This is a genomic window from Rhizobium sp. BK591 (assembly GCF_014195045.1).
Taxonomy (GTDB): domain Bacteria; phylum Pseudomonadota; class Alphaproteobacteria; order Rhizobiales; family Rhizobiaceae; genus Rhizobium; species Rhizobium anhuiense.
Genome location: NZ_JACIAZ010000002.1, coordinates 864450 through 890096, shown reverse-complemented (window position 1 = coordinate 890096; position 25647 = coordinate 864450). Strand labels below are relative to the sequence as shown.

Sequence of the window (25647 nt, the reverse complement as noted above, 5' to 3'; positions counted from 1 at the left end):
GAGGTTTTGACGGGGCCGGTTCTCGGGCCGGCCCTACACCATCTCCGGACGATACCGATGAGGAGGAAACAATGACTTTGCAACAGACCTCCACGCCCGCTTTGCGGCGTCCTGCCGCACGCCGCGACAAGCAGCGGCTCTGGCAGGAAATGGCGATGATCGCGCCTGCCGTTCTGCTTCTGACGATATTCCTGATCACGCCGTTCCTTTTGTCCTTCTGGACGGCGATGACCAACCAGCCGCTCGTGCCGCGCCCGACGCCGGTGCGCTTCGTCGGCCTCCTGAATTTCGAGCGCGTCTTCACCGATCCGTTGTTCTGGACCGCGCTGTGGAACGTTACGCGCTTCACCATCTGGGTGCTGCCGGTGCAGTGCGGCCTCGCCTTCCTGACCGCGCTGCTCTTGCATCAGAAGCTGCCGATGCAGAACCTGCTGCGCGGCCTGTTCTTCCTGCCGGCGATCACCTCCATGGTGGTGGTCTGCGTCATCTGGGGCACGCTGTTTCAGTATCCGAGCGGCCCGCTCAACCAGATCGTCGGGTTCCTTTCCGGCGGCACGATCCAGCCGATCGACTGGCTCGGCGACCCCAACTGGGCGATGTTCTCCATCGTGTTGCTTTCGGCCTGGCAGGCCTATGGCTTTCAGATGATCATCTATCTCGCCGGCCTGCAGGGCATTCCCGAAGAACTATACGATGCCGCCCGCATCGACGGGGCAAGCGCGCTGCGCCGCTTCTGGCACGTCACCATGCCCGGCCTTCGCCCGACCCATGTCTTCGTGCTTGTTATCACCACCATCCAGGCCTTCAAGCTCTATACGCAGGTGGCGATCCTCACCCAGGGTGGCCCGAAGGAAAGCACCGAAACCGTTGTCCACTACATGGTGCGCGCCGGCTTCGAGGAGCAGAAACTCGGCTACGCATCGGCCGTTTCCGTCATCCTCTTCGTCATCGTTCTTCTGATCGCGCTCCTGCAACGCAAACTCCTGAGGCGCTTCGATGTCTGATATCGCTTTGAGCCAGCCAGCCCCGCTGGCAATCGCAACGGGCAGCGGCAAGAGAAGCCTGCGCATCGTGCAGAGCCTCTGCATCCTGGTCATCGCGCTGGTGATGATCTCGCCGCTGTTCATGTTGCTGATCGCCAGCCTGAAGGACGACCGCTTCCGCATCCTCGCCGACATGGGCAGTTTCCGCGCCTTCTGGGTCAGCGACCCGACGCTGTCGAACTACAAGGAGATCGCCCATTTCTCCGGCGAGCTGGCCTATGGCCGATATCTCTTCAATTCGCTGGTGATCCTCGTCGCCACGGTCGTCTCGGGTCTGGTCATCAATTCCATGGCGGGCTTCGTTCTGGCCTGGGGCTCGCTGCGCGGCAAGGCGGTCCTCTTGGCGCTGGTCGTCGCGCTCTATGTCATCCCGCAGGAAAGCATCATCATGCCGCTCGTCGTCATGATGTCGCGGGCGGGGCTGACGGATACCTTCGCGGTGCAGATCCTGCCCTGGGTGGCAAGCCCGCTCTATGTCTTCCTCTTCTACCAGTTCTTCGCGCAGCTGCCGAAGGAACTGTATGAAGCGGCGGAAATGGATGGCGCATCGGCCTTCCGCATCTACCGGTCGATCTACATGCCGCTCAGCCTGCCGGCGCTCGCCACCGTCTCGATCCTCATGGGCATCGAAAGCTGGAACCAGTATCTCTGGCCGACGCTGGTCACCCAGACCGATTATGCTCGGCCGATTGCCGTCGCCATCGCCACCTTCTTCGGACAGGACAGCATCTACTGGGACCGCGCCATGGCCGCCTCGGTGCTGATGATGATCCCGGTCCTCATTCTCTATCTGGCTTTCCAGCGCTGGTTCGTCAGTTCATTCGTCGGCTCCGCCGTGAAAGGTTGATTATGTCTCTGCAGGCCAAGTCCGAAACGTCAGCACCTGAAACCATCGAAGCGGCGCTCCCCGAAGGCACGGTGCTGCATCTCTGGCTGAAGGCACGCCATGCCGCCAGCGAGGCGAAGCTCTTCGTCGCCGTTGATGGCAACGACATCGGCGAGCCCTCGACCCGCCGCACGGGGGAATTTGAATTCTTCGCTGTGACGCTCGCGAAAGGCGGTTGGGCTACGCTGTCCTATGATGCGGCAACCACAGCGCTCTCCGTCGCTTATGTCTTCCGGCCGGAAACCGTGATGAAGGAGGGCATCAGCGTCCTCCACAGCGATGCCCGCACCGCCGCCCCCGACGTGCCCGACAGCTACCACTTCCGCCCGCCCTTTGGCTGGATGAACGATCCGAACGGTTTTGGACGGTTCGGCGGAAACGCTCACCTCTTCTACCAGCACTATCCTCATGAGCCGCGCTGGAACACCATGCACTGGGGCCATGCCGTCTCGAAGGATTTCGTCCGCTGGACGCATCTGCCCATCTTCCTCTTCCCGGCGGCGCATCTATCGGAAAAGGACGATGGCCGTGGCGGCGCCTTCTCCGGCTCAGCGATCCCCGGCACCGGCCCGGAAGGCGAGGAAATCCGCGTCTTCTACACCGAGCATGTGCGTGACCGGCAACCGGAAGAGCAAATCCAGCTTTCCGCCGTCAGCCGCGACGGCATCGTCGCCGGCCTGCCGGAAACCATATTGCCGCTGCGCCCGGAAGGCTTGAACCTCACCACCGATTTCCGCGACCCCTATGTCTTCAAAGGCCCGGACGGCCGCTTGAAGATGCTGCTCGGCAGCCGCGACAGGCAGGGCGGCGTAGTACTGCTCTATGAAACCGCAGACGCGCAAGGTGCCGATGGCTGGACCTTCCTCGGCATCATCCATCGCGAGGACGGTTTCGGCATGACGGCGGCGGAATGCCCCTGCATGGTGCCGCTTTCCGGCAAAAACGGACAGACCCGCTGGGCGCTGATCTTCGGTCTGCTCACCAGCCGCGACCCGGCCACCGGCCGCCGCAACCTCACTTCCGTCACCGTCGGCGGTTTCGATGGCCGCACCTTCACCGCGGAGTTCGAACAGGAGTTGGATTTCGGTTCGGATGCCTATGCCTTCCAGGCCTTCGTTGATGGCGACGAGCCGGTCGGCATCGCCTGGCTCGCCAACTGGACGGATTTTTCCAAGAAGGACGATTTCCCGACGGCCATGACCCTGCCGCGCCGCGTGCTTCTCGATGGCGACACCGTGCTGACCCCGCCGGTCGCAGCCGTCGAAAGCCTGCGCCATCAGTTGCTGGACGACACCGCGCTTGCCGCCGGCAAGACCGTGCCGCTCGGCACCGGCGCCGTCGAGATCACACTTGATCTCACCGAGCCGGGCGCCGCCTTCGATCTCACCTTCGATCATCCGGATGTCGATCTCGGTGTGAAACTCGATGCCGATGGTCTGGCGATTGTCTTCGACGCCCGCACCGATAAGACGCCGCCGCGTTACATCGCCACCGGCGCGAAACCGTCGAGCCTGCGCATCTTCCTCGATGCCGGTTCCATCGAGGTCTTCGCTGACAACGGCCGCTGGACGGGGTCCAAACGCATTCCGGGCTTTGCCGCCGCACGTTCGGCAACGCTCACCGGCGTCGTCGCCGAGGCCGGCGTCTGGCAATTGAAACTGTAAGGGAGGACAGACAATGGCATCGGTAGCAATCGACCGGGTTCTGAAACAATACGGCGCAGCCTCGGTAATCCACGGGGTTTCCGCGGATATCGAGGACGGTGAGTTCGTCACGCTCGTCGGACCGTCGGGCTGCGGCAAGTCCACGCTTCTGCGCATGCTGGCGGGGCTGGAGGATATCAGCGGCGGTGAAATCCGTATCGACGGCCGCGTCGTCAACGACGTCGCGCCGAAGGAGCGCGATATCGCCATGGTGTTCCAGTCCTACGCGCTCTATCCGCACATGACGGTGCGCGAAAATATGGGCTTTGCCCTCAAGCTGCAGGGGCGCGACAAGGCGACAATTAACAAGCTGGTGAGCGAAGCCGCCGGCATTCTCGCACTTGAACCCCTGCTGGAGCGCCTGCCGAAACAGCTTTCCGGCGGCCAGCGCCAGCGCGTCGCCATGGGCCGCGCCATCGTACGCCATCCGAAAGTGTTCCTGTTTGACGAGCCGCTGTCCAACCTCGACGCCAAACTGCGGGTGACCATGCGCAGCGAGATCAAGGAGCTGCATCAGCGCCTTGGCACGACCATCGTTTACGTCACCCACGACCAGATCGAGGCGATCACCATGGCCGACAAGATCGTCGTCATGCGTGCCGGCCGCATCGAGCAGATCGGCAAACCGCTCGATCTCTACGACCGTCCGGATAACACCTTCGTCGCCGCCTTCATCGGCTCGCCGTCGATGAACCTCTTCGAGGGTGGCGTCAGCGACGGCGGCTTCCGTATCGAAGGCGGCGTTTCCCTGCCACTTCCGCCGCAATTGAGCCAAAGCGCGGCGCGCACCTACGGCATCCGCCCGGAAGACCTCGACATTGCTGAGACAGGCATTCCGGCCACCGTGCTGACTGTCGAGCCGACTGGTGCGGAGACCCATCTTTCGGTGCGTGTCGGCACGCAGACGGCAACCATCGTGCTGCACCGGCGGGTCGATTTAAAGCCCGACCAGCAAATTCACCTCGCGCCCAAATCCGAGAAAATCCACCTCTTCTCCGCCGAAGGCAATCGGATAGACTGATCCTCCGGCGCCTCCCGCTGAGCCGCGTCCGTCATTTGACGGGCGCGGTTCGGTTCCGGTACCATCCAGCCTTGCGTCTTGGTTTTGGGGTGGTCGGCCCTTCAGTTGATCGAATGGACCAATTGCGCGGCGATCTGCTGCCACAGTTCGAATCTCTTCAAGAGCGAAGATGTCAAGGTAGAGCGCTCGCGGGTCTCGCGCGCCATTGCGCAACGGCGCGAACTGGTAGGTTCACGGTGCAGGATAGGCCATCGCTGGCGACCGATAATGTTACCCGCCGCCACCGCTTGACATTTACCGGCACGGAAACCATCTGACGCCCGGTTTCTGCGAAATGGGGATTATCGATGACCACGGTACAAGAACGGCAGCCTGAACAACATGCATTCGAAGCTGATGTCAGCCGGCTGCTGCACATGATGGTGCACTCGGTTTATTCGGACAAGGACGTCTTCCTCCGAGAGCTGATTTCCAACGCGGCGGACGCCTGCGAAAAGCTGCGTTACGAGTCGATTTCCCGGCCGCAGCTCTCGACAGATGGAGCTCAGCCGGAAATTCGGGTCACGCTCAATGATGAGGCTTCGACCCTTGTCGTCGAGGATAATGGCATCGGAATGAGCCGCGACGAGATGATCGACGCGCTCGGCACGATCGCGCGGTCTGGAACTCGCGCTTTCATGGAGCGGCTGGAGGCGGCCAAAGCGGGGGAGAAAGCCGAATTGATCGGCCAGTTCGGCGTTGGTTTCTATTCTTCGTTCATGGTTGCCGACAAGGTCGATGTAATCTCCCGGCGCGCCGGGGAGGAGCAAGCCTGGAAATGGTCGTCCGATGGCAAGGGCAGCTATGAGATCGTGGCTGTTGACCTCAGCGAAGCGCCCGTCACGGGAACGCGTGTCGTGCTGCATCTGATGGACGACGCAAAAAAATATACCAGCAAATGGACGGTCGAAAAGATCATCCGCGACCAGTCCGGCCATGTGCCGGTTCCCATCCGCCTCGCGGAGAAGGAAGGTGCCGAGGCTTCTCAAGTCACCGATGGTGCGGCGCTGTGGACCAAGCCCAAGAGCGAGATATCAAAGCAGGATTACGACGATTTTTATCGCGGTGTATCCGGCCAGTACGACGAGCCGCTGACCAATATCCATTTCCGCGCCGAGGGCCGCCATGAATATACGGCGCTTGCCTTTATACCCGGCTCGCAGCCGTTCGATCTTTTCGATGCAGATCGTCACGGTCGCATGAAACTCTACGTGAAGCGCGTCTTCATCACCGATGAAGCAGAGTTGCTGCCACGCTATCTGCGTTTCGTGCGAGGTATCGTCGATACGTCGGATCTGCCGCTGAACATCTCGCGCGAGATGATCCAGGATAGCCCGATCCTTGCCGCCATCCGCAAAGGTGTCACCAGTCGCGTGCTGACGGCGCTGGAAAAGATGGGCGAGGGTGATGCCGAGACGTTCGGTAAATTCTGGGATCTATTTGGGGCAATCGTCAAGGAGGGGATCTACGACGATTTTGAACGCCGCTCCCAGCTGCTCAAGCTGTCTCGTTTCCGCAGCACCGCGTCGAACGAGGCAACGCGCAGTCTGGCCGACTACCTGCGTGACATGAAAGAGGGGCAATCGGCGATCTACTACATCACGGGCCTTTCCCTTGATCAACTGAATGCATCGCCACAGCTCGAAGGCTTCCGCGCCAAGGGGATCGAAGTCCTCCTGCTCACAGATTCCGTCGATAGCTTCTGGACGACAAATGCCCGGGACTTTGAAGGCAAGCCGTTCAAATCGATCACGCAGGGCCTGTCCGATCTGGACGACATAGCTGGCAACGATGAGGGCGGCGGCGACAAGCATGAAGCCTCTCCGGAAGTTGCCGCGTTTATCGACTTTGCTCGAGGGTTCCTTGGGCAGGAAGTCGCCGATGTCCGCGTCTCTGGCCGATTGACCGAGAGTGCGGTTTGCCTTGTCGCCTCTGAACATGGCCCGGATCGACAACTCGAGAAAATACTCCAGGGGGCAGGCAGGCTACAGACCGCATCGAAACCGGTCCTCGAGGTCAATGCGCAGAGTAGTCTGGTGAAGGCCATCGCCGCGATGAAAGACCAGGCCTTTCGGGAAGATGCTGCCTGGCTTCTCCTCGATGAAGCGCGAATCTTGGACGGCGACAGGCCAACAAACCCGCGCGCGTTTGCTGAGAGACAAGCCAGGCTTTTCGCATTGGCGATGGCGCAGAACACATAGTCGCCTGATATTATCGGGCCTCGGGCGATCGCCTGAGGCCTCGTCATATGCTGGTCAGGTTAGAGATAAGATAGTAGCCTAAAACAAAGAACTGGCTAGCCGCGAGCGTCGTCACTGAGGGTCCGCGGTTCGAATCCGGCCAAGGCCAAACCCTCACGGCATCTGAGCCCCACTCACAGCAACGTACACCGCATAAACAGACCGTGTTGCCGCAATAAACAGCCGGTTGCGTCTCGGCCCGCCGAAGGTGAGGTTGGCGACGGTTTGGGGGATGCGGATCTTGCCGATCAGTTTGCCTGCGGGGTCGAAGCAATGGACGCCATCGGCGGCACTCGACCAGAGGTTCCCGTTCATATCGGTGCGGATGCCGTCCGGGATGCCGGTGTCGATCTGGCAGAAGACGCGGCCGTTGGCGAGGCTTGCGCCGTCGACCACGTCGAAGGCGCGGATGTGGCGCGGCAGGTTTTCGTCGTGGCTGGCTGCCGAATCCGCGACGTAGAGAATGGTCTCGTCGGGCGAGAAGGCAAGGCCGTTCGGCTGGGTAAAATCGGTGACGACGGCGGAAAGCGCGCCGGTCGCCGGGTCGAGCCGGTAGACGTTGCGGGTCGGCTGCTCCGGCACGGCGCGATAGCCTTCATAGTCCGACATGATGCCGTAGGTGGGATCGGTGAACCAGATCGAGCCGTCCGATTTCACCACCACGTCGTTCGGCGAATTGAGCCTGGCGCCCTCGAAACGATCGGCGAGCACGGTGATCGAGCCGTCGACCTCGGTGCGGGTGACGCGGCGCGTCCCATGTTCACAGGAAATCAGCCGTCCCTGCCGGTCGCGTGTATGGCCGTTGGTGAAGTTGGAGGGTTGGCGATAGACGGAGATGCCGCTCTCCGGCGTCCATCGCAGCATGCGCTGGTTGGGAATATCGCTCCATAAGAGCTGGTTCGCGTCGTTGAACCAGACAGGCCCCTCCGCCCAGCGGCAGCCGGAATAGAGTTCGTCGAGGCCGGCGCTCGTGACGATCAACTGCCGGAAGCGCGGGTCGTGAATTTCGTAGATGCTGGCCTCGGCCATGGCGGTCTTCCCAATTATCGCATGCCGGCCCGGCGGCCGCCGGCGAGCATGATGACGCTGATGATGATGAGGCCGGTCATGATCAGGCGGATGCCTGCGCCGAGCCCGTAGGTGTTGAGCATGGAGACGACCAGGAACATGAAGAGCGATGCGCCCCAGATCCCCGGCACGTTGGAATCGCCGCCGGCGACCGCCGTGCCGCCGATCACGACGACGGCGATCGACATCAAGAGATATTCCGAGCCCATGTTGAGCGCCGCGCCGCCGGAAAAGCACGCCAGCAGATAGCCCGCGACCGAGGCAAGAACGGCGCAGAAGAGGTAGGTGACGAAACGCGTGCCGTCGACCGGAATGCCGGCCATGCGGGCTGCCGGCATGCTCTGGCCGATCGCCGAGATCCAGCGCCCATAGATGGTCTTCTCGAGCAGGAACCAGGCCAGCAGCGAGATGAGGAGTGCGACGATCGCCACATTCGGCACGCCGAGCGTGTGCGACGTGGTGAATTCCGCCAGCATGCTCGGCGGCTTGATGCGCAGTCCCCGGTTCGTCCAGATCGCGGCGGACTGCACGATGAAGCTCATGGACAGCGTGGCGATGATCGGCGGAATGCGCAGCGCCTTGATGAGCGCATAGTTGCCGAGGCCGACCACGAGGCCGATGACGATGGCGACGAGAAGACCGGGCAGGATCATGCCGTTTTCGACATTCATCAGCTTCAGCGCCACCGTGCCGGCAAGCGTCATGGTGGCGGGAACCGAGAGGTCGATATTGCCGGGGCCGAGCGTGATGACGAACATCTGGCCGATGCCGACGATGACCGAGAAGGCCGCGAAGGTGAGGGCTGCCTGCGACAGGCCGAGCGTGCTGGCGCCGAGCGTCACCATGATCGTCAGGAACCAGACGATGAAGGCGGCAAGCCACGACCAGATCCACGGTTTGCGAAAGAGGCGAAGGAGAGGGGTCATCGGCGCTTCTCCCGCTTTTCCAGGCGGTTCAACATCAGACGAAGTCCAAGCACGATGATCAGGATTGCGCCCTGCGCCCCGATCTGCCAGTCCGGCGAGATCCGCAGGAAGGACAGGAACGAGCCGGCGAGCGTCAGCGTCAGCGCGCCGATGACGGCGCCGATCGGGGAGACGCGGCCGCCGATGAACTCGCCGCCGCCGAGGATCACGCCGGCGATCGACAGCAGCGTGTAGCGCAGCGCGATATTGGCATCGGCCGAGGTGGTCAGGCCGACGAGGGCTATGCCGGCGAGCACAGCGAAGAGTCCGGCAAGGCCATAGGCGGCGGCGCGCGCCGCGACGATCGACCAGCCGGCGCGCTCGACCGAGCGCTGGTTGCCGCCGATGCCGCGCATCAGCACGCCGAGCGAGGAGCGCATGACGAGGAGATGGGCAACCACGGCGATGACGATGCTGGCGACGATCGCCATCGGCGCCAGCGGCGGCTTGACGGTCATCAGCCAGCGTACCCAATCGGGCGCCTGCCCGCCCGGCGCCGGCAGCAGTAATACGGCAAGGCCGCCCCAGACGAAGCTCATGCCGAGGGTCACGACGATGGAGGGCAGGTCGCGCAGATAGATGACGACGCCAAGGGCCGCATAGGTTGCGATCGCCCCGGCAAGGATCAGCACGCCGGTCACGGGAGCATCCCGCAAAAAGGTTGCGGTGACGCAGGCGACGAAGCTGACGAATGTGCCCATCGAGAGATCGAGATCGTTCACCGCCATCACGATCATCTGGGCGATCGTCGCCAGCGCGATCGGCACAGCCAGGTTGAACAGCAGGTTGAGTCCGACATAGCTCATGGCGCGCGGCTGCAGCCAGAAGACGGCGGCAAGCAGCAGCGTCAGCGACAAGGCGGGAATGGCAAGACGCATCGCGTCGGACGACAGCCGGACCGTCATGCGGCGACCCCTTCGAAGGAGGCGGCGATGATATTCTTCTCGTTGACGGCGTCGCCGGCAAGTTCGGCCGTGATGCGGCCTTCGCGGAAGACATAGACACGGTCGCAGAGGCGGACCTCGTCCATTTCGGTCGAGTACCAGATGAAGGTCCGGCCATGCGCCGCTTCCTCGCGGATGATCGCGTAGACCTCCTGCTTGGTGCCGACGTCGACGCCGCGCATCGGATCGTCCATCAAGACGACAGGCGCGCGTGTCGCCAACGCCCGGGCAAAGAGCACCTTCTGCTGGTTGCCGCCGGAAAGCGACAGGATGCGATTGTCCATATCGGGCGTGCGGATCTCGATCCGCCGCTTCCAGTCAGCGCCCTTCGTCTCCTCTTCGCCCGCGCGGATGAGGCCGCGCCGGGAGAGGTCACCGAGCGAGGCGATGGAGAAATTGCGCAGGATGCTCCACAGCTCGAAGACGCCGTTGAGGCGTCGATCGCCGGCGACGAAGGTGACGAGCGGATCGCGCTCCGGCAGCCAATTGCCGGATTGGGCGGCATGCAGGGCGAGCAGCAGCTCGGTCTGCCCGTGGCCGGCCAGACCCGCCAGTCCGATGATCTCACCCTTGCGCGCCGCAAAGGGCAGGCCTTTCGCCTGATGGGACAGAATGAGCGGGGCGGTGGAGTGTTCGCGCGCCGAGCGCTGCTTGGTCTCCTCCTTCGCAACGGTGCCCATCGCTTCCACCAGGCCGTGATGGTCGAAGCCCTGCGCCGGGCGCTCGGCGACGACACGGCCGTCCTTCATGACGACGATGCGATCGGAGGTTTCGAGGATCTCGTGCAGGATATGCGAGATGAAGATGACGGACCCGCCCGTGGCGATGAAGCGGCGGACATGATCGAGCATCTGCCGGGCAAGGCTTGCATCGAGCGACGAAGTGGGTTCGTCGAGGATCACCAGACGCGGCGCAATGCCGGCGTCGGAAAAGGCCATTGATATCTCGACCATCTGCCGCTCGGCGATCGAAAGATCGCCCACAGTCCGGCTGCTGTCGATGCCGTGGCGGGGAAAGACGGCATCGAGGCTTTTCTCGATGATCTCTGCGGCGCGCCTGCGCCAGCCGAAGCCGCCGAGATGGCGATGCATGATACGCGTGTTCTCGACGATCGAAAGGTTTGGGCAGAGCGATAGCTCCTGGAAGACGCAGCGTACGCCGCGGGCACGCGCCGCGTTGATACCGTAGCGCTCCAGCCGCTCGCCGTCGCTCGCCACGCTTCCTTCTTGCGGCGTGAGGCCGCCGTTGATCACGCTGACGATGGTGGACTTGCCGGCGCCATTGTGTCCCACCAGCCCGACGCATTCGCCCGGCATGACGCGGAGGGTCACGCCGTCGAGTGCCCTGACCGCGCCGAAGCTCACCTTGGCGCCCTCGACGGCGATCACCGCCTTCAAAACCTCATCCATGCTGCCCGCCATGCCTGCTTCGCAAAGAATGCCGCGCGGCCAATTGCGGCCGCGCGGCAGTCGTCGGGAGATTTACTTTGCCGACTCGATGACCTTGATTGCGTCCGCCTGCGTGTATTCCACATTGGCGACGCCGCCGGCCTGGGTATTGGCGAGGTTGGTTTCGAGATTGTCCTGGTCGATGCGCAGGAAGGGCACGACGAGGTCCTTCTTCACCTCTTTGCCGTCGAGGATCTGCTGCGCCACCCAGAATGCGAGCGTCGAGACGCCGGGTGCGATCGACACGGACATGGTCTCGTAGCCCTTCGCGTCCTTCTGCTCCTTCCACCATTTCAGCTCGTCTTCGCGGTTGCCCATGATGATGATCGGCATCTTCCGATCGGTCGCGGCAATCGCCTGTGCGGCACCATAACCGTCGCCGCCCTGCGTCACCACGCCGGCGATGTCGGGCAGGCTCGGCAGAATGCCGGCAACAGCCTTCTGCGCCACGTCCTGCGCCCAGTCGCCGTGAACGGAGCCAACAATCTTGAACTGCGGGAACTGCTTGACGCCCTCGTGAATGCCGGCCGAGATCTCGTCGTCGACGAAGACACCGGCAAGGCCGCGGATCTCGAGCAGGTTGCCGCCGTCCGGAATCTTCTTCGACAGGTACTCGACTTCGCTGCGGCCCATTTCCTTGAAGTTGACGGCGATGCGCCAGGCGCAGGGTTCGGTCACGATGCCGTCGAAGGAAACGACGGTGATGCCGGCGTCGCAGGCTTCCTTGACCGCACCGTTCAGCGCCGTCGGCGAGGCGGCGTTCAGCACGATGGCGTCATAGCCCTGCAGGATCATGTTCTGGATCTGCGCGGCCTGCTCCGTCGCCTGGTTCTCGGCAGTGGTGAAGGGGTCGGCTGCGGCAACGGTACCGGCCTTCACGGCCTCGCCCGTCACCTTGCCCCAACTCGTCAGCATGGCCTGGCGCCACGAGTTGCCGGCATAGTTGTTGGAAAGGGCGATTTTCTTGGCCGACGTGTCGGCAAAGGCGGAAACGGGCATCGCGGCGCAAGCAATAGCGGCCGATGCCAGAAACATCTTGCGGATTGTCATGTCTTCCTCCCTGATGATCGCGCCGGCGGCGGATCGCTTCACTCCTGCCGGCCCAATCGGGCCCGAGTGAAAATTGTTCTTGCACTGAGCTTCCTCCTCTCAGTAAGGGCAGGATGCGGGAGATCGATCGGCCTGTACAGTGTCAAGGCGGCAAGTCGTTTGCGGGTTTTGCGCAACAAGCTGCGGGTTTACGCAAGACGGCGGCCCTTCCGCGGGCGCTTACTGGGAAGGGATCGCGGCGGGTTGAGGAGCCTGCTGGCATCTCGGGGAGGAACTGACGATGCTGCATCTTTCACCCGCAGCCATGTTCGACCACTATCTCGGCATTTCCCGGCTGCTCGCGGGCCAGCTCGATTTCCGCTCGGCCATCCGTTCCGTCGCAGCCGAGGTCGCCCATATCATCCCGCACGACCATCTCGATGTCTGCGTGCTGCTGGAGGGCGGCAATTACCACACGGCCTACGAGACGGGGATCGAGACCGCCTGGGGCGATCTGGCCGGCGCGCCCGTCGTCAACAGCCCCATCCGCTCGCTGCTCCGGGGCGAGGTGGACTTTCTGCTGGCGGACGACGCCATGACGGATCCGCGTTTCCACTTCGAGGGTGCGTTCAAGCGGCCGATCGTCGAACAATCGCTGAGGAGCCGCCTGCATGTGCCGATGAAGGTGCAGGGCACGATCATCGCGGCACTGTCCTGTTCGTCGCACCGGGCGGGCGTCTATACGATGGAGGATATTGAACGCGCCCGCATCATCGCCGACCTGCTGACGCCCTATTTCTTCGCGCTGCAGGCGGCCGAGCAGGCGCAACGCTCGGCCATCGTCGAGGCCGAAGCCCGCGCCCGCGAGGAGGGATTGCGGCAAGGTGCGCTGAAGCTTACCGAAGCCCTGGAGCAGGAACGCCAGCGCATCGGCATGGACCTGCACGACCAGACGCTTGCCGACCTGACGCGGCTTGCCCGGCGGATCGATCGGCTGTCGCGCAACGGCGAAGTGGCGTCCGAGGCACTGGAGCCCGTTTCCCGTTCACTCCAGCATTGCATGCAGGATCTGCGGCAGATCATCGAGCAGGCGAAACCCTCCGTGCTCCAGCTCTTCGGCCTCGCCCAGGCGATCGAGCATCATCTCGACCGGTCGACCCGCGACACCGGATCGGCCATCGAATGGGGCCTCGTCGACGAGACCCACGGCGCGTTGGAACGACTGGAGCCGACCGTCAGCGTCGCGCTGTTTCGCATCGCCCAGGAAGCGATCAACAATGCGGTGCGCCATGCCGCTCCGCTCACCGTCACGGTGCGGCTCGAGGCCGACGACGAACGGCTGTCGATCGAAATCTTTGACGACGGAACCGGGCTCGCCAAGGCGCGGGGACGGATCGGCGGCGGCATCGACAATATGAAGACCCGGGCGCGGCTGATTTCGGCGCGCTTCACCACCGGGCCTGGCCACAACAATCGCGGCACCGTGGTGCGTGTCGTGCTGCCGCTTGGCCCACACGACCCGGCGAACGGGCCAAACTGAGGAGAAGGGCACGATGAAAGTTCTGATCGTCGAGGACGACCCGCTGCACCGGTCCTATCTGCACGAGGCCGTCAACGCGGCCCTGCCGGAATGCGACACGGTGATCGAGGCGGAGAACGGAACCGTCGGCGAGAAGCTCGCCCGCGACCACAAGTCGGCACATATCGTCATGGACCTGCAGATGGCGAACCGCAACGGCATCGAGGCGGCGCGCACCATCTGGAAGGAGCGGCCGGAGACCCGCATCCTGTTCTGGTCGAATTATTCGGACGAAGCCTATGTGCGCGGCGTCTCGCGCATCGTGCCGGATGGCGCCGCCTATGGCTATGTGCTGAAATCCGCCTCCGACGAGCGGCTGAAGCTTGCGCTGCGTTCGATCTTCATCGAGAGCCAGTGCGTCATCGACCGCGAGGTGCGGGGCCTGCAGCAGAAGAGCCTCGGCCAGACGAACGGCTTCACCGATTCCGAATATGAGATCCTCGTCGATATCGCGCTCGGCCTCACCGACCGGGCCATCGCCAAACGCCGGGGTCTGTCGCTGCGCAGCGTGCAGAACCGCCTGCAACAGCTCTACGACAAGCTCGACGTCTACCAGAGCGCCGGCGACGACCACGAGGACGGCCGCTTCAATCTGCGCGCCCGCGCCGTCACCGTCGCCTTCCTGCGCAAACTGCTGAATTACAGCGCACTGGAGCGGGCGGAGGCAGAGCTGCAGGAGTGGCTTGACGGAAAGTAGTGTCCCCGCGGCGTCTGCCTTTCACGGCGCATGCGCCAGCGCGATCGCGTCGGCAGCTTCCTCGCAACGATCCACAAGCGTGCTGGTCGCCACGCGAATATGATTGCTGGGCAGGACGGAGAATTTGCTGCCCGGATTGACGGCGATATTGCGTGCGGCGAGCGTCACCATCGCGAATGGTTCGGAGACGACGGGCACCCACAGGCACAGGCCCTGGCCTGGCGGTATCGCCATTCCCCGTTCGCAGAGTGCGTCGGCAAGAGCGTCGCGCCTCTGCTGATAGATCGCGCGCGCCTCGCCGATGAGCCGCCAGGTTGCGGGATCGCGCAACAGCCAGGCGGCGGCACTCTGCAGGATGCGGCTGGTCCAGCCGGCGCTGAAGGAACGGTAGGACTGGATCTGGTCGACGATCGGCGCGGAGCTCGACAGGACGGCGAGACGCAGATCCGGACCGAGGCTTTTCGAGAGTGAGACGATATGGATCGTCCGCTCCGCAAATCGGCCACCCAGCGAATGCGGAGGCGCTGCCGACACGTCGCCGACGCCATCGTCCTCGATGACAAGCGTATCGCTGCCTTCCAGCACATCTCCGAGTTGATCGAGGCGGGATGCACTGACCGTCGTGCCGGTCACGGAATGCAGCCGCGGCTGGAACAGGAAGGCCGCCGGCCGTTGCTGCAACGCCTCGCGCAGCGAATCCGGCAAGGGGCCGTCGCCGTCGCAGGCGACGGGGATGATTTTTACCCCGAGATCTTCCAGGATATCGAGCAGCCGCATCGCGGTCGGATGTTCGATCGCGACCGACGAACCCGGAGAGACCAGCGCATGCAACACCGTATAGACGGCGTTGTAGCCGCCATTGGTGGCCAGAAAGGCTTCCGCCTCATAGGGCCATCGCACAGAAACGGCGTCCTTCAGCTCCGGCACGATACGACTGCGCTCATAGCTGTTGAGGTCGGCGGCTGACGCGCCATAGGCCATTGCTTCGGAAAGGCGGGGAAGAAGTGCAGCATCCGGCCCGGCCAAGGTGAGGTCGAGCACACCAGCGGCATAATTTCCCGAACTCGCAAGACGCTCCGGCCTGGCGACAAAGCGGTCGCCGCTGACCCAGGTGCCGTTGCGCCCCCGGCCGCTGATGATCTTCTGCCGCCGCAATTCGCTCCAGGCCTGGGAGATCGTCGCTGGGCTGACACGCAATTCGTAGGCGATATCGCGAATCGCCGGCATGCGCGTGCCGACCGGCAGGGCACCGGCGCGGATCAGTGCACTCGTTTCGAGGGCAATCCCCCGCATGCTGCGATCGGCTATTTTTTCGGCAAACCAGGAGGCTTCGATCGTATCGCCCATTTTTCTCTCACTTTAAATGTTCAATAACGTAATAACATTTGTACTCATCATTTTGAACATTTAATTTCCCGCTCGTCGAGCCATTTCAGTGAGTTTTTGCATGCCTGTGACGCTTCGCATCGCCCTAAGAGACTGGGATTACATGACGCCGCTTGTTCTCGGCGATGTCAGTTCGTCCCGTCTCGACATCAAAGTGGATCGCGTCGGCACGCTGGTCTCCAGCCTTGGCGATGACCAGGCTCATGACGCCGCGGAAATGTCCTTCAGCCGCTATTCGCAGATGCGTCATGACGGCGATGATCGGATATTCGGCATGCCGAACTTCATCATGCGCGGCTTCCGCCATCGCTGCATCATCACCGCCAAGGGCAGCCCGATCCGCACGCTGTCCGATTTGGCCGGCAAGAAGATCGGGGTGACTGGCTGGCGCGATTCCGGAAATACATGGACCCGGGCCGCGCTGCGCCGCGAAGGCGTCGGAGTCGAGGATGCCATGTGGTATGCCGGACGCCTGACGGAGGCCCATCCGATCGCCGACCGGCTCGATGGTTTTGGACGGCCCGGCCGCATCGAGGCGGTCCCCGGCGAGCGCCCGATGGTCGATCTCTTGCTGGATGGCGGGCTGGATGCCGTCTTCACGCCTTTCATGCCGAAGGGTTTTTTCGAGCAGGAATCGCCCCTGCGCCAGGTGCTGGATGATTTCCGCGCCGCTGAAGTCGCCTACTTCCACGAGGTCGGTTACGTCCCGGGCATGCATCTGATCGGCTTCAAGGCTGATATCGTCAGGGAGCATCCCTGGATCATGGATGAACTCAGCGGGCTGATCGACGAGTCCCAGCGTCTCTGGCTGGAGAAGCGTGAGAAATATGCCGACACCACGCCCTGGATGATCGACGAATTGCGCCGCTGCGCGGCCGACCTGCCGCCGAACTGGAACGTCAGCGGGTTTGCCGAGAACGAGGCGATGATCGCCGACTTTGCCGAGGAACTTTACGAACAGAAGATCATGCCGCGCCGTTTGACGCCCGCCGAGCTGTTTCCGTGGCACGCCAAGGCCCGGTGAACGAGGCCAGCGAAACTCCCTCACAGGCCTCGACGTTGAATTAACATTTTCGCAAAACCAAAAAAGGGGAATGACATGCATTCGAAACTGATCGCTTCCGCCGCCCTGATGGGCTTGATGATGACGACGTCGGTCTTCGCCGAGGAGTCCGCCGTCGCCAAGCAGACCGTCAACGACGCGCTTCGCGCTCGCCTGCCGGAGAAGATCCGCACGGACGGCAAGATGATCTCCGTCAACAACGGTTCTTTTCCTCCCTATGAGATCGTCACCGGCACGGAACTGACCGGCGCCAGCGCCGATCTGACCGATGCGATCGGCCAGATGCTCGGCGTCACGATCGAGCACGAAACTGTCAGCGGACTGACCGCATTGCTCGCCGGCATCAATTCCGGCCGATACCAGTTCGCCTTCGGTCCGATCGGTGACTTCAAGACCCGTGAAGAGGCCAATGACTTCGTCGACTGGGTTCAGGAATACGTGGTCTTCTCCGTCCAGAAAGGCAATCCGAAGGCCATCGCTTCGCTCGACAGCGCCTGCGGCAATCGCATCGCCGTCATGGCCGGCGGCTCCGCCGAAAAGGTGATCCAGGCTCAGGTCGAAAAGTGCAAGACGGCGGGCAAGCCAGCGCCCGAAGTGCAGTCCTATACCGACCAGCCGAGCTCGATCCTGGCGGTCCGCTCCAAACGCGCCGATGCCTTCTTCTCGTCGCAGGCACCGTTGACCTATTTCGTGTCTCAGGCAAACGGCCAGCTGGAACTGAGCGGCGTCGGCCAGAAGAACGGCTTCGACGACCTCTATCAGGGCGCCGTCGTGCCGAAAGGCTCGCCGCTCGGCCCCGTTTTGCTCGACTCGATCAAGGCGTTGATGGATAACGGCACCTATGCCGCCATCATGAAGAAGTGGGGTCTTGAGAACAACATGATCAAGCAGCCCGGCCTCAATCTTGGTGGAGCCCTGCCGAAATGAGCAATCACGGCGTGACTGCCGCATCGCCTTCGGGCGGTGCGGACTTCCGGGATGTTGCCCACGCCCACAAGCCCTTTCGAACGGGTCGGCTCGTCCTATGGATGGCCGTGCTCCTCATTGCCGCGAACTTCCTGTGGATCGTCGCCCATAACGAGAATTTCGGCTGGCCCGTCGTCGCGGCCTATTTCTTCGATCCGACTGTCATCAGCGGCCTCTATGTCAGCCTGGGTCTGACTGTGATCGCCATGGCCATCGGCATCGTTCTCGGCCTCGGGCTGGCAATCGCCCGGCTGTCGAACGACCGGCTCGCAAGGTCGCTGGCATCGCTGTTCATCTGGTTCTTTCGCGGCACGCCGCTCTTGGTGCAACTGATCTTCTGGTACAATCTCTCGACCCTTTTTCCTGAACTTTCGATCGCCATTCCGTTCGGCCCGACGCTGGCGAGCTGGGAGACCAATTCGGTGATCACGCCGATGACGGCGGCGATCGTCGGTCTTGCCTTGAACGAAGCGGCCTATATGGCCGAGATCATTCGCGGCGGCCTGCTCTCGGTCGATCGCGGCCAGTTCGAGACGGCGGAAGCCTTCGGCATGACCAAGGGCAGGGCGCTGTGGCGGATCATCATTCCGCAGGCGATGCGCTCGATCGTGCCGCCGACGGGCAACCAGCTGATCAGCATGATCAAGGCGACCTCGCTCGTCAGCGTCATCGCCATGGCCGATCTGCTCTATTCCGTCCAGTCGATCTACAATCGCACCTTCGAGATCGTGCCGATGCTGCTTGTCGCGGTCCTCTGGTACCTGTTCATCACCTCGATCCTCAATCTCGGCCAGAGCTATATCGAGGCCTATTACGGCCGCAGCGAACGGCGCAACAATGCCGTCGCCGCCAAATCCGAGACCCTTGTCGAGGAGGCAAGCCATTGACCGCCGCCGCGATTGCAAAGCCGCTCGTCAGAGCCCGCAACGTCCACAAGTCCTTCGACCAGCTCGAAGTGCTGAAGGGGATCGACCTCGACGTCATGCCGGGTGAAGTCGTCGTCGTGCTCGGCCCGTCCGGCTCGGGAAAAACGACCTTCCTGCGCTGCATCAACCATCTCGAAGCGATCAATAAAGGGTTCATCGAAGTCGATGGCGAACAGATCGGCTATCGCCTGCGCAAGGACCGGCTGGAAAAGCTGTCCAGCAACAGGATCGCTCATCAGCGGCGCAAGATCGGCATGGTGTTCCAGCAGTTCAATCTCTATCCGCATATGACGGTGCTGCAGAACATCATCGAGGCCCCGGTCGGCGTGCACGGAGAAAGCCGCAAGGCCGCGACCGAGAACGCCATGCGGCTTTTGGAGCGGGTCGGCCTGTCGGAAAAGGCGGGGAGCTATCCCCGCCAGCTCTCCGGCGGTCAGCAGCAGCGCGTCGCCATCGCCCGCGCGCTTGCGATCAAGCCGAAGCTGATGCTGTTCGACGAACCCACCTCTGCGCTCGACCCGGAGCTCGTCGGCGAAGTCCTGTCCACCATGCGCGATCTCGCCAAACAGGGCCTGACCATGATCGTCGTTACCCACGAGATCGGTTTCGCCCGCGAGGCGGCCGATCGGGTGGTGTTCATGGACGGCGGCAATGTCGTCGAGATGGGCAAGCCAGAGGATGTCATCGGCAATCCGCAACATCCCCGGACCCAGGCCTTTCTCGCCCGTTTTCTCTGAGCGATGTCAGTCGGTTGCTTCGACCCTCGGGCCGGAGCAACGGTTCTTTCGATCAATACTGGATGTTTTCATGCCCACGCTCGACAATGCCTATGCCCGCCTTTCCGATTTCGAAGCCATGGAAGCGCAGTTGAAGGCGACCCGCCAGTACCTGCATGCCCATCCGGAACTCTCCTTCGAAGAGGCGGAAACGGCGCGTTATGTCGCAGAAAAGCTGGAAGGCTGGGGTTATGATGTGACCCGCAATGTCGGTGGCCATGGCGTCGTCGCGCGGCTCAGCGCCGGCCGGGGTAACAAGGGCATCGCCATTCGCGCCGATATGGATGCATTGCCGATCATCGAGGCAACCGGACTTCCCTATGCCAGCAGCACGCCCGGCAAGATGCATGCCTGCGGCCATGACGGCCACACCACTGTGCTGCTTGGGGCGGCCGAATATCTTGCCCGCACCCGTCGCTTCAACGGCACGGTGACGCTGATTTTCCAGCCGGCGGAAGAGGCGGGCAAGAATAGCGGCGCCCAGGCGATGATCGCCGACGGCCTGTTCGAGCGGTTTCCGTTCGACGCCATCTTCGGCCTGCACAATCATCCTGGTGCTCCCGAAGGCACCATCCTGCTGCGATCCGGCCCGATGATGGCGGCGTCCGATACCGTCGAGATTACCATCAAGGGCAAGGGCGGCCATGCCTCACGGCCGCACCTGACCATCGATCCGGTGGTCGTGGCGTGCAACCTCGTCGTCTCGCTGCAGACGATCATCTCGCGCAACCTGGATCCAACCCAGACGGCGGTCATCACCGTCGGCACCATCCATGCCGGCGATGCCGTCAACGTCATTCCGGAATATGCCAAGCTCGCCTTGAGCGTGCGCTCCTTCGAACCTGGCATTCGCGATCTCTTACAGGAGCGCATCACCAAGCTTGCCCACTCGGTGGCCGAGGGTCACGGTGCTTTGATCGAGATCGACTATGATCGCGGCAATCCTGTCGTCGTCAACTCGCCTGCCGAGACGGATTTTGCCCGCATCGTCGCGGCCGAACTGATCGGCGAAGACAAGGTCGCGACCTGCCCGCTCATTCCCGGCAGCGAGGATTTTTCACACTTTCTCGAGCATAAGCCGGGCAGCTTCCTGCGCCTCGGCAACGGCATGAATTCCGCCATCCTGCATAGTGCCAAATATGACTTCGCCGATGCCAGCCTGACGGTCGGTGCGGCAATGTGGGCAAGGCTCGCGGAGCGTTACCTCCGGGACGACACCTGAAATCCCGGCTGCCCAGCTTTTACGGCGTCCCATTTGGAGCTTGCACTTTTTTGTAGCGCGAAAGGATTTCCTAGTCCTTTTTCATGCGAGAACATCCCTTCAGGATCTCTCGTCGCAATCCAGGATGCGCAGCATGATTGCCAACTATCACGACGCCGGACTCGACTTGTCCTGCGATCTCGAATTTTACGCCCTGATGGCGGAAAGCTTCGAACGAAGCGTCGGACGCCGCCTGGCGCCGGAGGGCCAAGGGGCCGAATGGCTTTACCACACGTCGCCGGCCGTAGTCCTTGCTCACAACACCGAAGCCGATCCACGCTTCATCTACGCCAACCGTGCGGCCCAGGCCTGCTTTGAATATTCATGGGACGAGTTCATCACTTTGCCGTCGCGTCTTTCCGCAGAGGCGCCGGACCGTGCGGAGCGCGAGAGATTGCTGAATGCCGTGGCAGCCAACGGCTTTATCGCCGACTACCGCGGACTTCGCATCGCCAAGTCAGGGCGGCGTTTCTATATCGAGAAAGCCATCGTCTGGAATCTCGTCGACCGCAACGGACGCCGTCACGGTCAGGCGGCAACGTTCGATTCCTGGCAGGACGAGCAGGTGAGCTGAGCGCTGGTGGTGTTCGACCAGGTTCCTCAACGCCGGCATTCCGTCGCTGTTGGCAGCTGACAATAGCGGACAAGGGACGGTGGCGGCTGGGCAATGCGATGTCGTATATCGCTGAGAGTTAGACAAGCATTGGATAACAGTGCGTTTGTCCAGGATAAGCTTGCCTCGCCAGTTATCGGGAGGCATGGTCTGTCCCTGAACAACGGAATCACGACACTGCGGGCGAAGCCCTTGGCCATGCTGGGAAGCTCGCGGCACATCGTAGACATGGCTGGCTAATGTTTTCCTTTCTGCACAGTTCGGACCTTCATATTGGCAAGCGATTTGGCAATCTTCCGGAGGATTTGAGAGGGCGCCTGCGTGAGGCCCGGCATGGCGTGATCACCAGGCTTGCCAATGCGGCGCGAGAGCATGGGGCGGGCGTTGTCCTGCTGGCGGGCGATACATTCGATACCGAGACGCCGACACCCGCCGTGCTTCGGCAGGCGCTTGGCGAGATGGCCCGGAATACGCCGCTGCGCTGGGTCCTGCTTCCGGGCAATCACGATTCGCTGCTGGCGGACCAGCTCTGGAGCGCGGCGCGCGGCGTGTTGCCCGACAATGTCACTCTGGCGACGGAAGCAGCACCCCTTGCGCTTGGACCTGACGTCGTCCTGCTGCCGGCGCCTTGCACGACCAGGAGGCCGGGCCGCGACCTGACCGAATGGATGACCGGTGCCGACACGCCGGACGGCGCTATCCGCATCGGCCTCGCCCATGGCCCGATCCAGGAATTTTCGGAGGATGCCACGGCCACGAACGTGATTGCGCCGAACCGCGCGGCGTTGGCCGGCCTCGACTATATGGCGCTTGGCGATTGGCACGGATTGGTGGCGGTGGACGCCAGAACATATTACAGCGGCGCTCCCGAGCCGGACCGTTTCAAGCATGACCGGCCAGGGCAGGCGATGGTCGTTTCCATTGCCGGACAGGGGGCGATGCCGACAACGACGGCGGTGACGACCGCCAGCTTTTCCTGGCAGACATTGCAGCTTCCGCTGCTGGCATCGGAAGACGGTGTTGAAGCGCTGAAGGCCGCATTGCCGGAACCGTTCGCGCGGCGACAAACCCTGTTGCGCGTCGCGCTGTCCGGCCGTGCCCGGTTGAACGGGCGGACGGCAATGATCAGCCTGCTGGAGCAGGTCGCGCCGGAATTTGCACATCTGGAGATCGATACCGACCTCCTAGGGACCGATTGCGAGAGCGATGATCTCGAGACCATCGACCGAGCCGGTGCGCTGCGCGATGCTGCGGACTTGCTGCTTGCCGAAAGCCTCGACGAGGCCCGTTCCGGCGACGACAGGACCGTGGCGCGTCAAGCATTGATCCGGCTGTTTTCTTATTGCGAGGCGATCGATCGATGAAACTGACCGCCCTTCGCCTCCACAATGTCAAACGCTTTGCCGGCCGCGGCATATCAGTCGAAGGAATCACCGACGGCGTCAATGTGCTGAGCGCCGCCAACGAACATGGCAAATCAACCTGTTTCGAGGCGCTGCATGCCCTGTTTTTCCAGCCGCACAGCGGCACGCCAAAGAACGTGCAGATGCTGCGTCCCTATAGCGGCGGCAATCCGATCGTCGAGGCCGATATCACGATCGACGCCGGCCGCTACCGCCTGACCAAGCAATTCTATGGCGGACGGCGCGCCAGCGTCACCGATCTCGACAGCGGTCGGCTCGTCGCTCAGGCCGACGAAGCCGAGGCTTTCATCGGCGATCTCATTTCCGGTGGAACCTCCGGCCCGGCAGGCCTGCTCTGGGTGCGCCAGGGCGTCACCGGCATCGAAAATCGCAGCAAGAGTGAGGAAGAAAACGACAAGCGGGTGCGCGAAAGCCTGCTGTCGTCGGTGCAGGGCGAAGTGGAGGCGCTGACCGGCGGACGGCGCATGTCGGCGGTGCTTGAAGCCTGTGAGGAAGAACTCAATCGCCTGGTCACCGCGACGCTCCGGCCGAAGACCGGAGGCCGCTTTGCCGCCGCTCTCGAGGAGCGTGACCGGCTGCAGGAGGAGGAGGCGCGGCTGGCCAAGGAGGTGGAGATGCTGCACGGCGCGCTCGACCGCCGCCGCTCAGTGCAGGCGAGACTGAACGAGTTGGAAAATCCGGACGAGGAGGCCGGCCGGAAGGCGGCTATTTCCAATGCCGAGGCGGTGCTCGAAGCCGCCAAGCTGCACGAGAGGGAACTCAAGGCGCTCGATGCCGAGGCTGCCTTGGCCGCCAGCCGCCGCGAGGAGGCGCAGCAGGCATATGAGCGCTTCCAGGCCGCATTGAACCGCAGCGGCGAACTCGCGCGGCGTTTCGCCTTGGCGGCGAACGAGCTTTCCAATGCAGCCGAGCGACGCACGGCATCGCTTGTTGAAAGCGAGGCCGCAACGGCGGAGGTGCAGGCGGCCGAAGAAGACGAGCGGGTCAACCGCGAATTACTCGCGCGGCTGGAGGCGGCACTGCGTTCGCGCCACGCCGCCGAGCGTCTGGCCGAGGTTCGTCTGCGTCTCGAACAGGCGGAAGCGGCGCGGCAGCAGATCGAGGACGGGGAGGCGGCGCATGCATTGCTCGCCATTCCAGCCGATGGGATCGAACGGCTCGAAGCGCTGGATCTCAAGATCGTTGGACTGCGCGCAGCCGCCGAAGTCGACCTTCCCACGCTCCGGATCGACTACCTGAAAGACGCCTCCGGATCGGTGAGCATGGACCACCAGCCTTTGCCTGGGGGCGAGGATAGGAGCTTTGCCGGAATGGCGAGGCTCGACATAGCAGGCGTCGGCACCCTGACCATTCATTCCAGCCGGCAGGTTGAGCAGGACGGAGCGCTGGAGACCGCGCAATCCGCCCGCCAAACATTGCTTGCCAAGCTCGGTGTCGACAGTCTGCTCGCGGCGCGGCAGCGCGACATTGCCGCGCGGAGCAAACACGAGGAGCTGGTGCGGGCGCGCCAGCGGCTCGCCGATCTCGCCCCGAAGGGCATCGACGCCCTTCACCTCGACGCCGCCCGATTTGCCGAACTCAGCCAGGGTCCGATCGAACTCGACGCCGACCCGGAAGAGGTGCGCGCCCGTCTCGCGGATGCGACGCGGCGCATCGAACTGGCGCGGAACCGGGCGCGGGAGGCATCGGTGATGCGCACCGAGGCCGGCGAGGCGATATTGCGCGCGCAGACAGAGCACGCCAGGCTTGGTCAGGAACTCGAGGCCATCGAGGCGATCATCGGTCCCGAAGCCGGCCGAAATGCCGTGCAACAGGACCTTGCCGTAAAATTGTCCAGCGCCAAAGAGCGGTTCGATGCGGTCGAGCTCCGGGCCGGACCTTTGCGCCGGACAGCGCGGGACCTCGCAGGCGCAGAGGCCGCCCTTGCCCGGGCGCGCTCGGTTGCCGACGCCGCAGGACGCGAAATTGCCAGGCTTCGCGAGGAGCTTGCCGATCTCGGCGGTCAGATCCGCACCCGCTCGGACAGCGCGGTAGAAGAAAACTGGTTGGAAAGCCGGGATTTGCTTGCAGCGGCGCGCGAGCAGGTGAAGCGTTTCGAGACGGAGGTCGGCGTGCTCGATCGCCTGCGCAAGGCGCTGACGGCGACGCGGGCGGCGGCGCGCGACCTCTATCTCAAGCCGATCATGAACGAACTCGCCCCGCTGCTCGGCCTGCTGTTCGACGATATCTCGATCACCTTCGACGGCGACACGCTGCTACCGCAGATCGTGCGCCGCAACGGCCAGGACGAGGATGTCGATCGGTTGAGCGGCGGCATGCGGGAGCAGCTCTCGGTGCTGACCCGCCTTGCATTCGCCCGGCTGCTTGCCCGCGACGGCCGGCCGGCGCCTGTCATCCTCGACGATGCGCTTGTTTATTCCGACGACGACCGGATCGAGCGGATGTTCGATGCGCTGCACCGCCAATCGCGCGACCAGCAGATCCTCGTCTTCTCCTGTCGCCAACGCGCCTTCGCCAAGCTTGGCGGAAACGTGCTGACCATGCAGCCATGGCAGCCGGATTGATCTAGA

At 63.0% G+C, this 25647-nt stretch carries 21 protein-coding genes; 15 read left to right on the top strand and 6 right to left on the bottom strand.

From position 1 onward, the window contains the following. Positions 1–71: 71 nt before the first annotated feature. From FHX10_RS11315 to htpG, 5 genes are all read left to right on the top strand, one after another. The gene (locus tag FHX10_RS11315; RefSeq protein WP_127429875.1) at positions 72–1004 is read left to right on the top strand and encodes a carbohydrate ABC transporter permease; all 933 of its coding nucleotides are present in this window, start codon (positions 72–74) and stop codon (positions 1002–1004) included. Beyond that, positions 997–1890, top strand: a complete 894-nt coding sequence (locus FHX10_RS11310; protein WP_028757242.1) for a carbohydrate ABC transporter permease — start codon at positions 997–999, stop codon at positions 1888–1890. Before FHX10_RS11315 ends, FHX10_RS11310 begins: the two co-directional genes overlap by 8 nt. 2 nt (positions 1891–1892) lie before the next feature. Beyond that, on the top strand, positions 1893–3593 hold the full coding sequence (locus tag FHX10_RS11305) for a glycoside hydrolase family 32 protein (protein WP_184389298.1): 1701 nt from the start codon (positions 1893–1895) through the stop codon (positions 3591–3593). A 13-nt stretch (positions 3594–3606) separates the two neighbouring features. Next, positions 3607–4653 carry an ABC transporter ATP-binding protein gene (locus FHX10_RS11300; protein WP_132573372.1) on the top strand — a complete coding sequence of 349 codons (1047 nt, stop codon included), beginning with the start codon at positions 3607–3609 and terminating at the stop codon, positions 4651–4653. A gap of 347 nt (positions 4654–5000) precedes the next feature. Beyond that, the gene (gene htpG / locus FHX10_RS11295) at positions 5001–6893 is read left to right on the top strand and encodes a molecular chaperone HtpG (RefSeq protein ID WP_097542558.1); all 1893 of its coding nucleotides are present in this window, start codon (positions 5001–5003) and stop codon (positions 6891–6893) included. 153 nt (positions 6894–7046) lie between these two features. On the opposite strand, the gene FHX10_RS11290 is transcribed toward htpG, so the two are convergent. From FHX10_RS11290 to FHX10_RS11270, 5 genes are all read right to left on the bottom strand, one after another. Next, positions 7047–7961 (bottom strand): SMP-30/gluconolactonase/LRE family protein, encoded by a 915-nt coding sequence (locus tag FHX10_RS11290; RefSeq protein WP_097596067.1) that lies wholly within the window; start codon positions 7959–7961, stop codon positions 7047–7049. A 14-nt stretch (positions 7962–7975) separates the two neighbouring features. Continuing rightward, positions 7976–8926, bottom strand: coding sequence for an ABC transporter permease (locus FHX10_RS11285; protein ID WP_047612104.1), 951 nt, complete (start codon positions 8924–8926; stop codon positions 7976–7978). Next, the gene (locus FHX10_RS11280) at positions 8923–9870 is read right to left on the bottom strand and encodes an ABC transporter permease (protein ID WP_097596066.1); all 948 of its coding nucleotides are present in this window, start codon (positions 9868–9870) and stop codon (positions 8923–8925) included. The genes FHX10_RS11285 and FHX10_RS11280 overlap by 4 nt, the downstream gene beginning before the upstream one ends. Beyond that, the gene (locus tag FHX10_RS11275; RefSeq protein ID WP_127429872.1) at positions 9867–11318 is read right to left on the bottom strand and encodes a sugar ABC transporter ATP-binding protein; all 1452 of its coding nucleotides are present in this window, start codon (positions 11316–11318) and stop codon (positions 9867–9869) included. Before FHX10_RS11275 ends, FHX10_RS11280 begins: the two co-directional genes overlap by 4 nt. A 72-nt stretch (positions 11319–11390) precedes the next feature. Further along, positions 11391–12407: an ABC transporter substrate-binding protein gene (locus tag FHX10_RS11270; protein ID WP_097542561.1), complete on the bottom strand. Its 1017-nt coding sequence runs from the start codon at positions 12405–12407 to the stop codon at positions 11391–11393. A gap of 280 nt (positions 12408–12687) precedes the next feature. On the opposite strand from FHX10_RS11270, the gene FHX10_RS11265 reads away from it, so the two are divergent. Both FHX10_RS11265 and FHX10_RS11260 read left to right on the top strand, forming a co-directional pair. Beyond that, the gene (locus tag FHX10_RS11265; protein ID WP_063475765.1) at positions 12688–13926 is read left to right on the top strand and encodes a sensor histidine kinase; all 1239 of its coding nucleotides are present in this window, start codon (positions 12688–12690) and stop codon (positions 13924–13926) included. A gap of 13 nt (positions 13927–13939) precedes the next feature. Next, a complete protein-coding gene (locus FHX10_RS11260; protein ID WP_008536437.1) occupies positions 13940–14662 on the top strand; it encodes a response regulator transcription factor in 723 nt (240 codons plus the stop codon). 21 nt (positions 14663–14683) lie between these two features. Here FHX10_RS11260 and FHX10_RS11255 read toward each other — a convergent pair whose 3' ends face one another. Beyond that, positions 14684–16009 (bottom strand): PLP-dependent aminotransferase family protein, encoded by a 1326-nt coding sequence (locus FHX10_RS11255; RefSeq protein WP_127429871.1) that lies wholly within the window; start codon positions 16007–16009, stop codon positions 14684–14686. Positions 16010–16109: 100 nt separating this feature from the next. Here FHX10_RS11255 and FHX10_RS11250 point away from each other — a divergent pair, with 100 nt between their 5' ends. The 8 genes from FHX10_RS11250 (at position 16110) to FHX10_RS11215 (ending at position 25641) form a co-directional block, all read left to right on the top strand. Next, a complete protein-coding gene (locus FHX10_RS11250) occupies positions 16110–17072 on the top strand; it encodes a nitrate ABC transporter substrate-binding protein (protein ID WP_127429870.1) in 963 nt (320 codons plus the stop codon). A gap of 75 nt (positions 17073–17147) precedes the next feature. Then, positions 17148–18038: an ABC transporter substrate-binding protein gene (locus FHX10_RS11245; protein ID WP_047612092.1), complete on the top strand. Its 891-nt coding sequence runs from the start codon at positions 17148–17150 to the stop codon at positions 18036–18038. Next, positions 18035–18964, top strand: a complete 930-nt coding sequence (locus tag FHX10_RS11240; RefSeq protein WP_097596064.1) for an amino acid ABC transporter permease — start codon at positions 18035–18037, stop codon at positions 18962–18964. Before FHX10_RS11245 ends, FHX10_RS11240 begins: the two co-directional genes overlap by 4 nt. Continuing rightward, positions 18961–19740, top strand: coding sequence for an amino acid ABC transporter ATP-binding protein (locus FHX10_RS11235; protein WP_184389296.1), 780 nt, complete (start codon positions 18961–18963; stop codon positions 19738–19740). Before FHX10_RS11240 ends, FHX10_RS11235 begins: the two co-directional genes overlap by 4 nt. A 70-nt stretch (positions 19741–19810) precedes the next feature. Then, a complete protein-coding gene (locus tag FHX10_RS11230; protein ID WP_127429868.1) occupies positions 19811–21001 on the top strand; it encodes a M20 aminoacylase family protein in 1191 nt (396 codons plus the stop codon). Positions 21002–21134: 133 nt separating this feature from the next. Next, positions 21135–21614 (top strand): MEKHLA domain-containing protein, encoded by a 480-nt coding sequence (locus tag FHX10_RS11225; protein WP_164735881.1) that lies wholly within the window; start codon positions 21135–21137, stop codon positions 21612–21614. A gap of 278 nt (positions 21615–21892) precedes the next feature. After that, on the top strand, positions 21893–23017 hold the full coding sequence (locus FHX10_RS11220) for an exonuclease SbcCD subunit D (RefSeq protein ID WP_127429867.1): 1125 nt from the start codon (positions 21893–21895) through the stop codon (positions 23015–23017). Beyond that, positions 23014–25641 (top strand): AAA family ATPase, encoded by a 2628-nt coding sequence (locus FHX10_RS11215; protein ID WP_132573367.1) that lies wholly within the window; start codon positions 23014–23016, stop codon positions 25639–25641. The genes FHX10_RS11220 and FHX10_RS11215 overlap by 4 nt, the downstream gene beginning before the upstream one ends. Positions 25642–25647: the final 6 nt, after the last annotated feature.

Bases quoted from the DNA above. Each gene is read 5' to 3' on its own strand.
- FHX10_RS11315 (WP_127429875.1), top strand. From the start codon at position 72: ATGACTTTGCAACAGACCTCCACGCCCGCTTTGCGGCGTCCTGCCGCA.
- FHX10_RS11310 (WP_028757242.1), top strand. From the start codon at position 997: ATGTCTGATATCGCTTTGAGCCAGCCAGCCCCGCTGGCAATCGCAACG.
- FHX10_RS11305 (WP_184389298.1), top strand. From the start codon at position 1,893: ATGTCTCTGCAGGCCAAGTCCGAAACGTCAGCACCTGAAACCATCGAA.
- FHX10_RS11300 (WP_132573372.1), top strand. From the start codon at position 3,607: ATGGCATCGGTAGCAATCGACCGGGTTCTGAAACAATACGGCGCAGCC.
- htpG (WP_097542558.1), top strand. From the start codon at position 5,001: ATGACCACGGTACAAGAACGGCAGCCTGAACAACATGCATTCGAAGCT.
- FHX10_RS11290 (WP_097596067.1), bottom strand. From the start codon at position 7,961: ATGGCCGAGGCCAGCATCTACGAAATTCACGACCCGCGCTTCCGGCAG.
- FHX10_RS11285 (WP_047612104.1), bottom strand. From the start codon at position 8,926: ATGACCCCTCTCCTTCGCCTCTTTCGCAAACCGTGGATCTGGTCGTGG.
- FHX10_RS11280 (WP_097596066.1), bottom strand. From the start codon at position 9,870: ATGACGGTCCGGCTGTCGTCCGACGCGATGCGTCTTGCCATTCCCGCC.
- FHX10_RS11275 (WP_127429872.1), bottom strand. From the start codon at position 11,318: ATGGATGAGGTTTTGAAGGCGGTGATCGCCGTCGAGGGCGCCAAGGTG.
- FHX10_RS11270 (WP_097542561.1), bottom strand. From the start codon at position 12,407: ATGACAATCCGCAAGATGTTTCTGGCATCGGCCGCTATTGCTTGCGCC.
- FHX10_RS11265 (WP_063475765.1), top strand. From the start codon at position 12,688: ATGCTGCATCTTTCACCCGCAGCCATGTTCGACCACTATCTCGGCATT.
- FHX10_RS11260 (WP_008536437.1), top strand. From the start codon at position 13,940: ATGAAAGTTCTGATCGTCGAGGACGACCCGCTGCACCGGTCCTATCTG.
- FHX10_RS11255 (WP_127429871.1), bottom strand. From the start codon at position 16,009: ATGGGCGATACGATCGAAGCCTCCTGGTTTGCCGAAAAAATAGCCGAT.
- FHX10_RS11250 (WP_127429870.1), top strand. From the start codon at position 16,110: ATGCCTGTGACGCTTCGCATCGCCCTAAGAGACTGGGATTACATGACG.
- FHX10_RS11245 (WP_047612092.1), top strand. From the start codon at position 17,148: ATGCATTCGAAACTGATCGCTTCCGCCGCCCTGATGGGCTTGATGATG.
- FHX10_RS11240 (WP_097596064.1), top strand. From the start codon at position 18,035: ATGAGCAATCACGGCGTGACTGCCGCATCGCCTTCGGGCGGTGCGGAC.
- FHX10_RS11230 (WP_127429868.1), top strand. From the start codon at position 19,811: ATGCCCACGCTCGACAATGCCTATGCCCGCCTTTCCGATTTCGAAGCC.
- FHX10_RS11225 (WP_164735881.1), top strand. From the start codon at position 21,135: ATGATTGCCAACTATCACGACGCCGGACTCGACTTGTCCTGCGATCTC.
- FHX10_RS11220 (WP_127429867.1), top strand. From the start codon at position 21,893: ATGTTTTCCTTTCTGCACAGTTCGGACCTTCATATTGGCAAGCGATTT.
- FHX10_RS11215 (WP_132573367.1), top strand. From the start codon at position 23,014: ATGAAACTGACCGCCCTTCGCCTCCACAATGTCAAACGCTTTGCCGGC.